At 60.2% G+C, this 13663-nt stretch carries 15 protein-coding genes; 6 read left to right on the plus strand and 9 right to left on the minus strand.

The genetic code is table 11. From position 1 onward, the window contains the following. The first annotated feature begins 11 nt into the window (after nt 1-11). Nucleotides 12-500, plus strand: coding sequence for an RrF2 family transcriptional regulator (locus tag LA304_RS16215; protein ID WP_224504211.1), 489 nt, complete (start codon nt 12-14; stop codon nt 498-500). 66 nt (nt 501-566) lie between these two features. Beyond that, nucleotides 567-1406: a fumarylacetoacetate hydrolase family protein gene (locus LA304_RS16220; protein WP_224504212.1), complete on the plus strand. Its 840-nt coding sequence runs from the start codon at nt 567-569 to the stop codon at nt 1404-1406. 6 nt (nt 1407-1412) lie between these two features. On the opposite strand, the gene LA304_RS16225 is transcribed toward LA304_RS16220, so the two are convergent. The 6 genes from LA304_RS16225 to LA304_RS16250 all read right to left on the minus strand — a co-directional run bounded on the left by LA304_RS16225 (nt 1413) and on the right by LA304_RS16250 (nt 6000). Continuing rightward, the gene (locus LA304_RS16225; protein WP_224504213.1) at nt 1413-2174 is read right to left on the minus strand and encodes a hypothetical protein; all 762 of its coding nucleotides are present in this window, start codon (nt 2172-2174) and stop codon (nt 1413-1415) included. A gap of 287 nt (nt 2175-2461) precedes the next feature. Further along, on the minus strand, nt 2462-3136 hold the full coding sequence (locus LA304_RS16230; RefSeq protein WP_224504214.1) for a hypothetical protein: 675 nt from the start codon (nt 3134-3136) through the stop codon (nt 2462-2464). Continuing rightward, nucleotides 3133-3999, minus strand: coding sequence for an SDR family oxidoreductase (locus tag LA304_RS16235; protein ID WP_224504215.1), 867 nt, complete (start codon nt 3997-3999; stop codon nt 3133-3135). The genes LA304_RS16230 and LA304_RS16235 overlap by 4 nt, the downstream gene beginning before the upstream one ends. A 15-nt stretch (nt 4000-4014) precedes the next feature. After that, nucleotides 4015-4383, minus strand: a complete 369-nt coding sequence (locus LA304_RS16240; RefSeq protein ID WP_224504216.1) for a hypothetical protein — start codon at nt 4381-4383, stop codon at nt 4015-4017. 142 nt (nt 4384-4525) lie between these two features. Then, complete coding sequence (locus tag LA304_RS16245; protein ID WP_224504217.1) at nt 4526-4891, minus strand: glycine zipper family protein; 366 nt, start codon at nt 4889-4891, stop codon at nt 4526-4528. Between the two features lie 98 nt (nt 4892-4989). Beyond that, nucleotides 4990-6000: an AraC family transcriptional regulator gene (locus LA304_RS16250; RefSeq protein ID WP_224504218.1), complete on the minus strand. Its 1011-nt coding sequence runs from the start codon at nt 5998-6000 to the stop codon at nt 4990-4992. Between the two features lie 412 nt (nt 6001-6412). Between LA304_RS16250 and LA304_RS16255 the strand changes: the two genes are divergently transcribed. After that, nucleotides 6413-6742: a DUF2322 family protein gene (locus tag LA304_RS16255; RefSeq protein WP_224504219.1), complete on the plus strand. Its 330-nt coding sequence runs from the start codon at nt 6413-6415 to the stop codon at nt 6740-6742. Nucleotides 6743-6945: 203 nt separating this feature from the next. On the opposite strand, the gene LA304_RS16260 is transcribed toward LA304_RS16255, so the two are convergent. Then, nucleotides 6946-8604 (minus strand): BCCT family transporter, encoded by a 1659-nt coding sequence (locus LA304_RS16260; RefSeq protein WP_224504220.1) that lies wholly within the window; start codon nt 8602-8604, stop codon nt 6946-6948. Nucleotides 8605-9110: 506 nt separating this feature from the next. After that, nucleotides 9111-10076 carry a LysR substrate-binding domain-containing protein gene (locus LA304_RS16265; protein ID WP_224504221.1) on the minus strand — a complete coding sequence of 322 codons (966 nt, stop codon included), beginning with the start codon at nt 10074-10076 and terminating at the stop codon, nt 9111-9113. Between the two features lie 179 nt (nt 10077-10255). Between LA304_RS16265 and LA304_RS16270 the strand changes: the two genes are divergently transcribed. Genes LA304_RS16270 through LA304_RS16280 form a run of 3 tightly spaced genes read left to right on the plus strand, consistent with a single transcriptional unit; the run spans nt 10256 to nt 12059 of the window. Then, the gene (locus LA304_RS16270; protein ID WP_224504222.1) at nt 10256-11374 is read left to right on the plus strand and encodes an alkene reductase; all 1119 of its coding nucleotides are present in this window, start codon (nt 10256-10258) and stop codon (nt 11372-11374) included. Next, the gene (locus LA304_RS16275; RefSeq protein WP_224504223.1) at nt 11367-11858 is read left to right on the plus strand and encodes a nuclear transport factor 2 family protein; all 492 of its coding nucleotides are present in this window, start codon (nt 11367-11369) and stop codon (nt 11856-11858) included. Before LA304_RS16270 ends, LA304_RS16275 begins: the two co-directional genes overlap by 8 nt. A 6-nt stretch (nt 11859-11864) precedes the next feature. Continuing rightward, nucleotides 11865-12059 carry a hypothetical protein gene (locus LA304_RS16280; RefSeq protein ID WP_224504224.1) on the plus strand — a complete coding sequence of 65 codons (195 nt, stop codon included), beginning with the start codon at nt 11865-11867 and terminating at the stop codon, nt 12057-12059. A 152-nt stretch (nt 12060-12211) separates the two neighbouring features. Here the strand turns inward: LA304_RS16280 and LA304_RS16285 are convergent, their stop codons facing one another. Beyond that, entirely contained in the window at nt 12212-13663 is a 1452-nt protein-coding gene (locus LA304_RS16285; RefSeq protein ID WP_224504225.1) for an N-acyl-D-amino-acid deacylase family protein, read from the minus strand.

Raw genomic sequence — 13663 nt, forward strand, 5'->3', positions numbered from 1 at the left:
CAGAGGCCTCTATGAGACTGACGATCCGAACGAATCTCGCTGTCCGTGTGTTGATGGCCTGTGCGGTGAACAATGGCCATCTGGTCCGTCGGGCTGGCATCGCGAAGGCCGCGAACGCCTCGGAAAACCACCTCGCGCAGGTGGTGCATTTGCTGGCGCATGAGGGCTATATCGAAACCACGCGTGGTCGTGCCGGTGGACTGATCCTCGCAAAACATCCGTCCGAGATTTCGATTGGCGAAGTGTTTCGCCATTTTGAGGCCGGCGTGCCATTTGCCGAGTGTTTTGCCGAGAGTGACAACACATGCCCGCTTCATGCGGTGTGCCGTCTGCGGGTCGCGCTGAGTGCGGCGCTTGAGGCGTTTTATGGCGTTCTGGACAGTATGACACTTCAGGACCTGGTCGAAGACAACCGTGGTCTCGAAGCGCTTCTGAAACTGCCTGACCCCGAAGCCATCCTTCCGTCCGGCGGCTGTGGCGTGAGCGCGGCAGCGTCCTGATTTCGGCTTTTCATTCTCGATTTCTCTCGGCATGGTGGCCTCGTTCAACGAGCGAGGGATGCGATAATGAAATTCGTGCGGTATGGAGAAACGGGCGCAGAGAAACCCGGTGTCGTGGATGCAGATGGCCGCATTCGCGATCTGTCGAGCCATGTGTCCGATATCTCGGGCGCGGCGCTTTCCGATCTTCACAAATTTGCGCGACTGGACCTCGATAGCCTGCCGGTGGTCGAAGGCGATGTGCGATTTGGCCCCTGTGTGGGTGGCACCGGAAAGTTCATCTGTATCGGCCTTAACTTTGCCGACCACGCCGAAGAGAGCGGCATGGCTGTGCCGGAAGAACCCGTGATCTTCGCGAAATACACCTCTGCGATCTGTGGTCCGAACGATCCCATCATCATCCCGCGTGGCGCGGAGAAAGTGGATTGGGAGGTCGAGCTTGGCCTCGTGATCGGCAAGCCCGCGAAATACGTGGAGGAGGCGAACGCGCTGGAATACCTCGCGGGCTACTGCCTTATCAACGACGTCTCCGAACGCGGGTATCAGCTGGAGCGTGGCGGCCAGTGGTCAAAAGGCAAATCCTCCGACAACTTCGGCCCGACGGGCCCGTGGCTCGTGACACCGGACGAGATTGACGATCCCGATAACCTCGCCATGTGGCTCGACGTCAACGGTGAGCGGATGCAGGACGGGACGACTGCGAACATGATCTACAAACCCGCTTTCCTGATCTCTTACCTTTCGCAGTTCTTTACGCTGCATCCAGGAGACATCATTTCAACCGGCACCCCCGCCGGAGTCGGCATGGGCATGACCCCGCAAACCTACCTGAAAGCGGGCGATGTTGTGGAACTCGGTGTAGAGGGGTTGGGCACGCAGAGGCAGGTGTGTGTGGCGGACGACTAAGCGTTTTCAGGCTGAAACGTTTTCGGTGTCGAGAGCGAAGATTTTTCCGGCAGCCTGATAGTGCAGTCTCCGAACTTGAATGGAGTCCGCGAGGTGGTGATCGAAGATTGAGGGCCGGAACGCGTCAGAGATAACGAGGGGGTCGGTCTCACTTCTCAGGTCGTCGTTCAGGTCGAAGTAGCCGATGCCAAGCGTTTTGCAGAATTTCGCAACGCACTCGTTGAACATGAAATGCATTTCGTTTTGTTCGTGTTCGCTAAGTAGCACGGGTTCTACGATTCGGTTGGCGAACCTCGGGCGCATGGCTTGCCGGTCGGTCACAATTCTTGAGACATATCGCGCGGTAAAAGACTTTGGAGCGAGAACCGTCATATTGACACCTTTCACAGCAAGCTCGCAATCTTCAGTAAGTAGAGTTTCCAAGAATTTCTGATAAATATCAGCAAGCCAAACGACGTAGGTATCTCGTTTGATGGGCTCTTTTTTCACAATCAAGCGATAATAATATCCGAGCTCGAGATCGACCTGCCCGAAGGTGAGCAACAGCCGCTTTTCGGTTTTTGCGGCGGCTGTCACGTCTTGTTCGACATTCAGTTTGGATTGCTGGGGTCTAAAGCCTGAAACAGATGCGCCCTGAATTTCTTTGCCCCAGATTTTCCACTTCGCGTTCGAAGGGTCGTAGACCCGGTCGGGAAAGCGATTGAGGGGAAGGAAGTAGCGGCTATGGGAGTCGCCAAGCACATGGATTCTCGGAATATCGTCACTCATAACCAGTCCTGATCTTTATATTCTCTGCCCGAGTGATGGGAATAACAATCTAGGCGGAAACTCTATTTGAGAAGTGTTTGTGTGACAATGGTTTGGCGGTCGTGTCCGCACCGTTTCGCGAGATTTTCCTGAATGTTGCCGACACGGGCGCGTAGTGTCTTTCAGGTGTAGTGATCTCGCACTGACAGGGAGTTGAATCCCCCGACTGCGCGATCCTGGACGGTTTGAGCGCCATCTCCAACGGATCGCGTGAGGGGATCATCCCTCCTGCCTTTCTTTGTGGGTCGTCACGCCGTCAGAGGGGCGACATGCCGTTGGCCCCTGAGGAGCGCGATCCCGACGGCGACGAACCACGCGATGGCACCGAGGCCAAAGACCGCTCCAGCGATCTCACCGAGGGGCGGGAGGATGGTGAGGAGCCCCGCCGCGCCGCTGACAGTGCCAAGGGTCGCAATCCCGCGACCCAATGTGCCCCCCTTGAGACCTGCGAGGCTCACCACCAAAATCCACATGCCACCTGCGATTTCGTTCCCGCCGCCAAGGCCCAATTCGACGGCGTGGAGCGTCTGCCACAACTCTGCAGCCGCTTCGGGATCATCTGAGAGCGCGAGGGTGCGCTCGACAGCCACATTCGCGATCATGCCCGCGCCGAGGACGAGGGTGGACCAGATCAGGCCAATCGCGCCTGTGAACGCACCGGCGTCGGGCAACGTGTCGGAAATCCGGCGGTGCAGCGCGACAACCAACAGTACGAGCGCCAGCGCGTTGACGACATAGATCGTGGTGTTCCACGCGATGAGCACGCCTGGCCGCTCCACGATAAAGGCCACGACGGCGGCGGTGTCGATCTCGTTCGTTCCAAAGCCCAGCGGGGCAAGTACGGTGAGAAGCAGAGCGAAGCCAACAACATAGGTTGCGGCGCAGGTGAGGGCGGCGAGGCCGCCGGCGGTGCGGAGGGTCATGTGCGGGGTCCTTCGGCTTGGTCCGCCATGGCGGCGGCGAGGGTTTGAAAATGGTCTGTCAGGTGATGTGATCCGAACCGCGGTGCAACCATGTCGCGCCCGAGTGCGGTGAGAAAAAACCGAGCGGGACCACTGACGCGGCGCGGCAGGATCGGAAGGACGGAGAGCGCGGCGCGGCGCAGGACGTCGGGCAGATAGGTGATGCGCGGTTCAGTCCCGAGCGCGGCAAAGGCGGCGCGGGCGATCTCGTCTTGGGTCATTACGTCAGGTCCGCCGACCTCGGCCCATCCGCGCCCCGCATCCGTCGTATCGGCGATCGCCTTTGCGAGATCGGCGCCGTGGATGGGGTTCAGGCGCTTTGAGCCGTCGCCGAACAGCCAGACGCGGCCGGACTTTGCCATCGTTAAAATCTCTTCCATGTCAGAGAAATACCCCGTGGGCGCGATCACCGTCGCGGGCATCTCCGATCCTTGGAGCGCCTCCACAAAAGCAGACTTGGCATCGACCAGAGGCACGCCCGTCATCGCATCGGCATTCAACACATGCACATAGGCAAACCGTTTCACGCCTGCGGCCTCGGCCTCTCGCAGAAGGTTCAGGTTGGCCTGATAATCCACGTCGTCATAGCCGAGCCCGTCCGTTTGACGGGTGATGCCGAGCGATGAGACGACGAGGTCCACACCGTCCATGATCCCCTTGAGAGTTTCGGGTTTCGTGGCTTCGGCCTCAATCAGCAGATCGGCGAGGCCTTCGGCCCGCGTGGTGTCACGCACCAACGCTGTGACGTGGCGGCCGCGCCGTGAGTATTCGGCGCACAGATAGCGCCCGAGATAGCCGGTGGCTCCGGCGATGAGAACAGTCATGGGCGTCTCCGTTGGTTAGAGGAAACCGACGCCGAGTGCGGCGGCAGTCATGAGGAACAGGATTGGCGTCCAGAGCAGGCGTTCCGGACGCGACGGGCTCGCCGCGTTGGCCACAAGCGACAGCAGAGTGAGCGCAAGTGCGGGCCAGAATAGCGGCGCGAGGGGTGCTGCGGCGACACCGGCGCGGGCGAGAACGGCGCCAGCCATCCCCCCGAGCAGCGCCGCCTGCACCAGAGCCAATCCACGCCACAGCGGGGGAAGACGGCCAGGGAACCGACCGCCCACCGTCAGCCGCCCGAGCGGGCAACCGGCCGCAACGGCCAGATGCATCACCGCGGGCAGGGTGGCGAGCCCCGCGTAGGCGTATGCGAGAAATTGGGTCATCGACGGATTCTCCGCAACAGGCGCACCAGAATGGACCACTTAGGCCCGCGTGCCCGACCCTCGCTCAATCGTAGCGGGCCGCCGGTGAGCAGTTGGTGCAGGTCGGTCATACGGGTGTGGGTGGCGTGCATGGCGTTCTTCCTCAGTTTACGACGGCGTGACCACGGCCACGCAGGCAGTTCAGAACGACGGTTTCGCGCGTGTCGCTCGCCTCGGAGACGCCCATTGCCGCGCCCGCCAAAGCGCCCGCAATTGCTCCGCCCAAAGCGTCGCCATCATCATCGGCCTCTCCCAGCAGACCGCCAATCCCCGCACCAATCACGGCGGCGGCCATGGTTTCTTGATCAAGCTGCGACTGGCTTCGCGCGAGGCTACGGCATTCGGCAAGGTCGGCCTCATATTGCGCTGTGGGGGCGCCATCGAGGATCGGGTCCACATCCGTCCCCATCTCTGCACAAGCCCCGAGCAGGGTGGTCAGAAGTAGCGGGGCAATCATAATCGGTTTCAAGTCGTATCTCCTTCGCCTGTGTTCATGTCGAGGGAGGATCTACCCGTCCCCGCCGAGTCAGGGCATGACCGCAGCGATCAACGGATTGACCTCACGCATCAATTGCCGAGCCACGCGGTCGGGCTTTGCCCAGTCCAGCGCCGGAACGCGCGGACAAAGGCGGAGGCCTCTGAGAACCCGAGAAGATACGCCGTCTCACCGACAGACACTTTGCGCGCACTCAGATAATCCATCGCCATCCGATGGCGCAGATCGTCGTGGACCTGTGCGAAGGTGACGCCTTCTTCTTTGAGACGGCGGTAGAGCGTCTGGCGGCTCATCCCCAAATCACGCGCAATGAGGTCCATAGACAGCGACCCTTCGTGAAGATCGGCCAGCATTCGCATCTCGACGGAGGAGCGCACGGTGTCCCGTGTGACGAGTTCATTCAAAAGCCCGTCCGCATGCCGCGTGAAGACACCGAAAACGTAATCCTTCCCCCCATCGAAATGCGCGTCGAGCCAGACCGGATTGATCCGGAGAGCATTGCGCACGGCACCGAAAGTGACCGGCACGCGGAAGAGATCGGGGTAGCGGTCGGCATGGGGCGGCGGCGCGTAGGTGACTTCGAGCGCCTGTTCGAACGGGTATTCCGGCGCAGAGCGGCGAAACTCTGAGATAAAGCGCGCAAAACTCGATTCTGTGGCCATCCATGTCCCATCGCCGGGACGGTGATCGACCAGCCAGACTTCTTCTCCCTCATGTGTGATCTCGAACCGGTCGCGCCCGCCGGGGATCGGCACATCCGCCATCAGGCGCGCGTAACGGTTCAACTGGCCAAGACTATGCGGAAAGGAGGTGGAGGCATGGACGATCTGGCCAACGATGGACATTGTCTCCAGTCGGGTGTCGAGCACATGGCGCAACAGCAGGGAGGTGTCGCCAGTGGCCTCAATCCCCGCACCAATCATGGCGTGATAGGACTGTGCGGGAAGGCGTGCGTCCTGATCCGTCAGATCATCTTCCACCAACGCCGCAGCGGCGAGCAAGCCCTCACGCGGCGCACCTTCTGCCACCGCGTACTCAAGAAATGCCTTCGCGAAACCGGCAGCAATGGTTTGATCTGACATGCGGTTGTCTCCGTGGGTCGAGAAACTGGGGCCTTTGGTCACGCCCCTACGGACGCGCGCGGGCATCATGGGCCGGGGCATAACACGAGGACAAGCCTACGCTGAATTTTATGATTATTTTCGTGACCATAGCAGGCATTTGTGCCCTCTGTTTCACCGTTCTTTTCACGCGCTACGCCGCGTTCCGCGTCAGTGAGTTCTGCAGCTTCAGGGATTTTTTTAATGAATGGGGGGGCTAGAACATCAAACGCCCCCTAAATGCTCTGGTTCAAAGCGCTGCAACTCCGGAAACCATTACCTCTATAGAGAAAAGGCCTGTCATGCACGAACGCCCATGTGGGACCATGCACTTGGCTTGGCTTCCTTTCGTTTGGTATGGGCTGTTCGGAATAGCAATTGAAAGGACCGCCCGATGATTCAGCCCGTTTCCTCGTTTAGGGAGAACCTCCAGAACATGCCATCCATTGACGGGATTGAGAGATTGGAGATGGTGGATGCCGCAGGCGATGTGGTCGCGTCCATAGAGAACCAACCGGGCAAGCAAGGGTCCTTGGCGGTCTACCAATACCTGCTCGCGACGTTTGGGGTTCTGAATGCCGAAGCTGCGGCACACGGACTGGCTGTCTTTGCGGAGCATACCGAGGACGCGCGGAACAGACCTGGCGCGCATCCGAACATTGACCGCCTTTTCGACATACAAGGCGGCGGTGCGTCCTTGACCATGCGGCTCGTCGAGAAGTAACCACCTTAGTTGCCACAGCGTAAGAACTGGCACGAATAGAGGCTGCGATGCAGGTCGGGGCCAAGACCCGCTTGGCCCCGATCTGCATTTCATGTCTGTCGCAGCGCAGGCCCGGTCCCAGCCCGAAACGCTGTTTTAGTGAACCCTGTTTTCGTTCAGTGATGATCGCACTGGGGCCAGTGTCGTGGCCCCAGTGTCTCTTTTCAGTCGCCCACTTGTCGTTCTGCGTGCAGGCCGCGCGCAATTGCGAAACACATCAGCAACAGCACGACGGTAAACGGCAAGCCGGTCGAGATGACCATGGATTGCAGCGATTGCAGTCCGCCCGCGCTCAGAAGAAGCACAATCGCCACGGCGCCTTCGAAAATGCACCAGAACGCCCGCTGCGGCACAGGTGCGTCGATTTTCCCGCCGGCTGTGATTGTGTCGATCACAAGAGATCCGGAGTCCGAAGACGTCACGAAGAAGACAACGACGAGAATAATCCCGACGAGCGAGGTGATCGCGCTGAGTGGCATCACGTCCAGCATCTTGAAGAGCTTGAGTTCCAAAGCCGCGTCTTGTGCCACCGTATATCCGTCAGAAATGACCTGATGCAAAGCGGTGCCGCCAAAGACCGACATCCAGAGCACACAGACCAAAGACGGGATCAGGAGCACGCACACAACGAATTCGCGCACTGTGCGGCCTCGGCTCACACGCGCAATGAACATGCCGACGAACGGAGACCAACTGATCCACCACGCCCAGTAGAAGGACGTCCAGCCCTGGCTGAAGTTCACATCCTCGCGCCCGACCGGGTTCGACAGGGCCGGAAGATATTCGATGTAGGCCAAAAGCGAGCTGCCGAAGAGCTTGATGAGGTAGGCGGTCGGTCCGATCAGCAGAACAAAGATCAGAAGCAGGAAAGCCAGACCCATATTCACCTCGGACAGGATTTTCACCCCGCCGTCGAGGCCGCGCAAAACGGACACGAGTGCGATGGCTGTGATCGCAGAAATCAGGATCACTTCTGTGGTGGGGCCAACAGGAAGCCCGAACAACTCATTCAGTCCGGCGTTCGCCTGCGTTGCCCCGAACCCGAGGGACGTGGCAAGGCCGAACAGTGTGGCGAAAACGGCCAGGATGTCGATGATATGGCCCACCCATCCCCAAACAGCATCACCGAAGATCGGATAAAAGGCGGATCGGATGGTGAGGGGAAGCCCCTTGTTATAGCTGAAAAGCGCCAAGGCGAGCGCCACGATCGCGTAGATCGCCCAAGGGTGAAGGCCCCAGTGGAAAATCGTCGCCGCCATCCCGAGACGCACGGCATCGGCTTCGTTGCCGGCCGCAGCGCCCAAGGGTGCCCAGTCCGTCCGAACGCCATCCTCCATGGCGGTGCCGCCGAGTGAGGAAGAGAAGTGGCTCATCGGCTCGGAGACGCCGTAGAACATAAGTCCGATGCCCATCCCCGCAGCAAAGAGCATCGCGAACCAGCCGATATAGCTATAATCCGGCGTCGCCTCTGTCCCGCCAAGCCGCACATTTCCCCAAGGGGTGACGATCAGCACGAGGCAGAACAGTACAAAGATGTTCGCGGCCCCGAGGAAGAACCAGTCAAAGCCTTTGGTTACAGAGCTGAACAGCCAACTGAAAAGCGCGCCGGATTGATCGGGTAGGGCGAGCGTGTAGAAAACAAAGGCGACGATCGCGAGACCGGACACGAGAAAGACGGGATTGTGGATGTCAAAACCGAAGGGACCGAGACTGCCTTCCACGTTGTCCTGTCCGATTTCGTACTCGGTATCGATGATTTCAACTTCGCCTTCGGGAGAGGGGATACCCTCCGGTGTAAGGTCCTGAGGTGATTGGTCGGCCATCTGGCCTCCTTTCGTTCCTTGTGGAGTTAGATGTGTGCGTGAGTAGGGATTAATGTTGGACGAGCCTGACGATCATTTGGCTGTCCGTAGTCAGATTATACGTTTCGGTGCCTTCTTTCGCGAACCCGGCGAGCTATTCGACATGGGGAAGATCGACGGGCACGACGATTTTAGAAAACATGATCCCTCCATTATTTCCGTTTTCGAACTCAATTGCGGCCCGCGATCAGCTGCCAGAGCGGAAAACCGTTTTAGCACCAAGTAGGTCAAATCTTACATTTTACGAGCAAAACGGCAAATTCAGGGAGGAGCATGAAGTTTGCGTCTCAGCTAGCGCCGAAAATCGCTACTCCGTCTCCTGCCTCAATGACCAATCCTACCTGGTCCCTTAAAGCAGCGGTAGCTAAGTGCCAGTGTCGGCTCAAATCGTTAATTCACGCAATGCCTAGCCGGCGAACAGTCCCAGGACCTTCCGTCTCGCGTGCGGACAACGAGCGTCCTCATTGCTACAACCAATACCCTGCCTCAGCGCGCGATGAATCGGCGACCAAAGCATCGATCAGCGCGCGCTGGCCGGGTTTGAGGTAGCGCGAGCGCGGCCAGACGGCGTGAATGGGCATCTCGGCTCCGGAATAGTCCTCCAGCACCGGTACCAGTGCGCCGGTTGCAAGCGCATTGCTGACCAGCCATGTCGGCAATTGTGACAGCCCGCCGCCTGCGATCACAGCGCCCAGCATCGCGTCGCCATCGCTGAACTCGTGACGCGCCCTGATCGGTTGGGCTGTCAGTGTGCCATCGGGCTGACGCAGCAGCCACGACGCTGGTACACCTTCGCGCCGGGTGCCGATGATGCAATCCCGCTCCGTCAGTTCGGCGGCGGTTTGCGGCGCTCCGTGCCGGGCGAGGTAGGCAGGACTGGCACAGATCACCAGCCGTTGCCGCCCCAGTCTTCGCGCCATGAGGTCGGCGTCATCGCTCAGTGCCCCGATCCGAACTACGAGGTCCACACCCGCGTCGATGAGGTTGATCCGCCGCTCGGTAAAGCTAACCTCAAGGTTGAGCGCGGGATGGGCCCGTGCCAGTTGCATCAGGACAGGCATCACATGCCGCCGCCCGAAAGCCGCAGGCAAGTGGATGTTCAGCCGCCCCGAGATTTTTCCGCTGCCCTCCGTGACCGAGTTTTCGAGCCCCTCGACATCTGACAGGATCGCCACCCAGCCGTCGAAATAGCGCTGTCCCTCTGCCGTCAGGGACAGTCGTCGTGTGGTGCGATGCAAGAGCTGTGTGCCGAGACGCGCCTCCAGTCGGGAAACGCTTTTGCCCACCGCCGATCCGGTGAGCCCAAGCACGAGGCCTGCTGCGGTAAAGGACCCGGAACGCACGGCTTCGACAAACTCGCGCACCCCGGAAAAGGGATCATCTGCATGAGACATTATGGAATCTGAGGACGGAATGAATGAAATAATAAGCATATTATCTTCTGCGAAGAGATCAATAGATTACGGGTCTAAAAGGAAGGCCCGATGACACACCACAGCCTGCACAAAGCAGAGATCAGCACCGAGATGGACCGTTCGAGCGGGTCCGCGCCGCCAGTGTGAACCACATCGCGCCACCCCGCGCTTCTCCTCCCTTACGGAAAGGATCTGAGATGTCCCAACTTTTTACCCCTTACGATCTGGCGGGGCTGACCCTGCCGAACCGCGTCGTCATGGCACCGATGACCCGCTCCCGCGCGATGACCGGCGTGCCGGATGACCAAACAGCGCTCTATTATGCGCAACGCGCCAGTGCTGGTCTGTTGATCACCGAAGGCGCGCCCGTTAGCCAAGAAGGCAACGGCTATCTCTACACCCCCGGCATCTACACGGATGAGCAAGAAGCGGGTTGGGCCAAAGTCACCAAGGCAGTGCATGATCGTGGCGGGCGCATCTTTGTGCAGCTTTGGCACGTCGGCCGTGTGTCGCATGTTTCCCTGCAGCCAGACGGGGCTGCGCCGGTGTCGGCCAGTGCGCTGCGTGGCGAAGGCGCGTTTTCCTTTGCCATCGGACCGGACGGCGCGACGGGTCAGCAACCTGCCTCCACGCCCCGCGCGCTCGGGACCGAAGAGATCGCGCGTGTCACGGCCGATTTCGTTGCAGCCGCCAAACGCGCCATCCGCGCGGGCTTTGATGGCGTCGAAATTCACGGGGCCAACAGCTACCTGTTCGAACAGTTCCTGAACGCGGGGTCCAACCATCGCACCGACCGTTACGGCGGCAGCATCGAGAACCGGATGCGATTTCTGCTGGAGACCATAGACGCCGTGGCCGCCGAGATTGGCATGGACCGCACGGGCGTCCGGATTTCTCCGTTCGGGCGATTGTCCGGGATGAGTGCCTTTGAAGGCGAAGCAGAGACGTGGCTGGCCGTGGCCGAGGCGCTGGAAGGGCGCCAGCCGGCCTATGTCCACCTCAGCGATCAGCTGACCATCGGTGGCGAAGCGATGCCCGAAGGCTTTCCGGCGCAATTCTGCAAAAGCTTCACCGGCACCCTGATCGCGGCGGGCGGCTTTACGCAAGCCACGGGCGAACAGGCGCTCACGGACGGCGCACTGGACCTGATCGCTTTCGGCAAGCCCTTTATCTCCAACCCCGATCTGGTTGAGCGGATGCAGAACGGCTGGCCTATCACCACCCCCTCGCGGGATGCCTTCTACGGTGGCACAGGTACCACCGGATACACCGATTTCCCGACATGGGATCAAGAGAGAGACGAAACCAATGAATGACATGACACCGCTGTCCGTGTTGGACACCGTCCGCGAGGAACGCATCACCGCGATGCTCGATCGCGAAGACATCCGTGCCCTGCGCCAGCATTACAGCGCCCTTTTGGACGGCAACGAGGCCGACCGCATGGGCGAGGTTTTCACCGATGACGCCGAAGTGGCCGTGACCGTCGGCTCGATGAAGGGGCTGGACGAGATCAAGACGAGCCTGCGTGGCGCCTATCAGATGTTCGACAGCCGCGAGGCGGGGCATTTCCCCTTTGTCCACGCCATCGCCAACCATGAGATCACCCTGACCGGCCCCGATACTGCGACGGGCAGCTGCTATCTGCTGGACTTCGTCACGGATCGCCCCGGCCCGCAGCATCCTTTCCTGCTGCTCGGGCGCTATCTGGATGATTATGTCCGCGTGAACGGCGAATGGCGCATCTCTCGGTCCGAGCTTGACGTGCTTTGGCCGCAAGAGGGCGCAGAGGAAGACTAAATTTTCATGCTGGATACGACTGCAATGTCTCAAAGCATCTCGCGGGTGTTCTGTGTGGGTCGACTTTCTGTCGGCCTGATCACCCCGCTGGAAGCCTATCCCGAAAGCCCGTTTCCAATGCTGAATGATCACCAACAGATCGCTAAGCAAGCCGAAGATGCTGGTTTTGGTAGCTTCTGTGTCCGTGACATGCGGTTCTAAGATCCGAACGTCGGCGATGCCGCGCAGATACTTGATCCTTTCGTCTACGCGGGCTACCTCGCTGCGGTGACAGAACGGATCACCATTGGCGCCACCGGCATCGCTGAAAAGGCCGCGCGAAAATTCGAGTGAGGGTGCGGTGTATGTTGTCCCTAAACCACCAACGTCGGCGCCGTCTGCGTGAGCGGTCGGCCCGGTCTGGCGCCGGTTTTCTCGCCGTTGACCCAGACTTCGCGGCCGTTGACGAACACGCGGTCGATGCCGATGGAGGGGCGGACGGGGGTTTCAAAAGTTGCGCCTTCGGCCACCGTTTCCGGATCGAAAATCACGAGATCGGCGAAGCCGCCGACAGTGATCCGCCCGCGCCCGCCGAGACCGAAACGGTCTGCTGGCATTGAGGTCATGCGACGGATCGCTTCTTCGAGAGAGAAGAGGTTCAACTCGCGCGCATAGCGGCCCAGAACGCGGGTGAACGTGCCCCAAACACGCGGGTGCGGGTGTTTGCCGGTGGGCATTCCATCAGAACAGATGATCGTGTGCTTATAGCTCATAATCCGCTGCACGTCGTCCTCATCCATGATGAAGAACACCCCCATCGCGGGCAAAAGCCGCTCCATCGCCGTATCAAGATCGACGTCCCATTCCTCCGCGATGTCGCTCAGATCGCGGCCCGCCATTTCGGGAAACGGCGCGGATTCCGCGACGATCACTCGGCTGGCCTGACGGTGGCGGCCGGAGTTGAGGATGGTGGAGGACGCCACCCACGGGGTTGTATCGAGGCCGACGTCTTGTTTCGCCATCGCCGCGTCAATCATCCCGAGGGTGACTTCGGAGAGGCCGTGATTGGCCATGCCCGCGCATTTGTGGTGCGACACATGCACCCCGCAGCAGCTTTCGCGCCCTACGGTAAAGGTCTCTTCCAGCGCTTCGATCACGCGGTCGCCTTCGTCGCGCATATGGGTGACGTAGAGCTTGCCGTGTGCATGGGCGACCTTGGCGACCTCGATCAGTTCTGCGGTCGTGGACGCGCGGGACGGCGGATAGAAGGGGCCAGTCGAAAGACCGATCGCCCCTTCGCCGAGGGCTTGGTCAAGCTTGCGACACATCTCTTTGAGTTGCTGCGCGTCGGCGGGTTGGTTCAGGTCCGCGAGCTCGTTGATCCGCAGGGTTGAATGCCCGATCAGACAGGCGGCATTCACCGCAGGCGGCTCATTCGCGATCCGGTCGCGATAGGCGGCGTAGGTCGGGAAGACGAGGCTCGGGTCATCAATGATCATCCGCAACTGGTCCGGCAATTTGCCCTGAAGCGTCACGGGCGCGATGGAGAACCCGCAGTTGCCGTTGATCACTGTGGTGACGCCTTGGCTCGTCATGAATTCCATGTCCGGCTGCGTGAACAGTGCGCCGTCGTGGTGCACATGCGGATCAATGAAACCCGGCGCGAGAACGCGGTCTTTGGCGTCAATCACCTTGCCCACCGACCAGTGACCGAGATCTCCAATGGCGACAATCCGGTCGCCCAATATCGCCACATCACCTTTGCGGCGAGGCGCGCCTGTGCCGTCAATAATATCGGCGCCGCGAATGAGAATGTCCGCCTGCAT

The organism is Celeribacter litoreus, assembly GCF_020165855.1.
Classification (GTDB): domain Bacteria; phylum Pseudomonadota; class Alphaproteobacteria; order Rhodobacterales; family Rhodobacteraceae; genus Celeribacter; species Celeribacter litoreus.

What these genes read in the sequence shown, in the direction of transcription:
- LA304_RS16215 (WP_224504211.1), top strand. Translation starts at nt 12, where the DNA reads ATGAGACTGACGATCCGAACGAATCTCGCTGTCCGTGTGTTGATGGCC.
- LA304_RS16220 (WP_224504212.1), top strand. Translation starts at nt 567, where the DNA reads ATGAAATTCGTGCGGTATGGAGAAACGGGCGCAGAGAAACCCGGTGTC.
- LA304_RS16225 (WP_224504213.1), bottom strand. Translation starts at nt 2,174, where the DNA reads ATGAGTGACGATATTCCGAGAATCCATGTGCTTGGCGACTCCCATAGC.
- LA304_RS16230 (WP_224504214.1), bottom strand. Translation starts at nt 3,136, where the DNA reads ATGACCCTCCGCACCGCCGGCGGCCTCGCCGCCCTCACCTGCGCCGCA.
- LA304_RS16235 (WP_224504215.1), bottom strand. Translation starts at nt 3,999, where the DNA reads ATGACTGTTCTCATCGCCGGAGCCACCGGCTATCTCGGGCGCTATCTG.
- LA304_RS16240 (WP_224504216.1), bottom strand. Translation starts at nt 4,383, where the DNA reads ATGACCCAATTTCTCGCATACGCCTACGCGGGGCTCGCCACCCTGCCC.
- LA304_RS16250 (WP_224504218.1), bottom strand. Translation starts at nt 6,000, where the DNA reads ATGTCAGATCAAACCATTGCTGCCGGTTTCGCGAAGGCATTTCTTGAG.
- LA304_RS16255 (WP_224504219.1), top strand. Translation starts at nt 6,413, where the DNA reads ATGATTCAGCCCGTTTCCTCGTTTAGGGAGAACCTCCAGAACATGCCA.
- LA304_RS16260 (WP_224504220.1), bottom strand. Translation starts at nt 8,604, where the DNA reads ATGGCCGACCAATCACCTCAGGACCTTACACCGGAGGGTATCCCCTCT.
- LA304_RS16265 (WP_224504221.1), bottom strand. Translation starts at nt 10,076, where the DNA reads ATGCTTATTATTTCATTCATTCCGTCCTCAGATTCCATAATGTCTCAT.
- LA304_RS16270 (WP_224504222.1), top strand. Translation starts at nt 10,256, where the DNA reads ATGTCCCAACTTTTTACCCCTTACGATCTGGCGGGGCTGACCCTGCCG.
- LA304_RS16275 (WP_224504223.1), top strand. Translation starts at nt 11,367, where the DNA reads ATGAATGACATGACACCGCTGTCCGTGTTGGACACCGTCCGCGAGGAA.
- LA304_RS16280 (WP_224504224.1), top strand. Translation starts at nt 11,865, where the DNA reads ATGCTGGATACGACTGCAATGTCTCAAAGCATCTCGCGGGTGTTCTGT.
- LA304_RS16285 (WP_224504225.1), bottom strand. Translation starts at nt 13,663, where the DNA reads ATGCAGGCGGACATTCTCATTCGCGGCGCCGATATTATTGACGGCACA.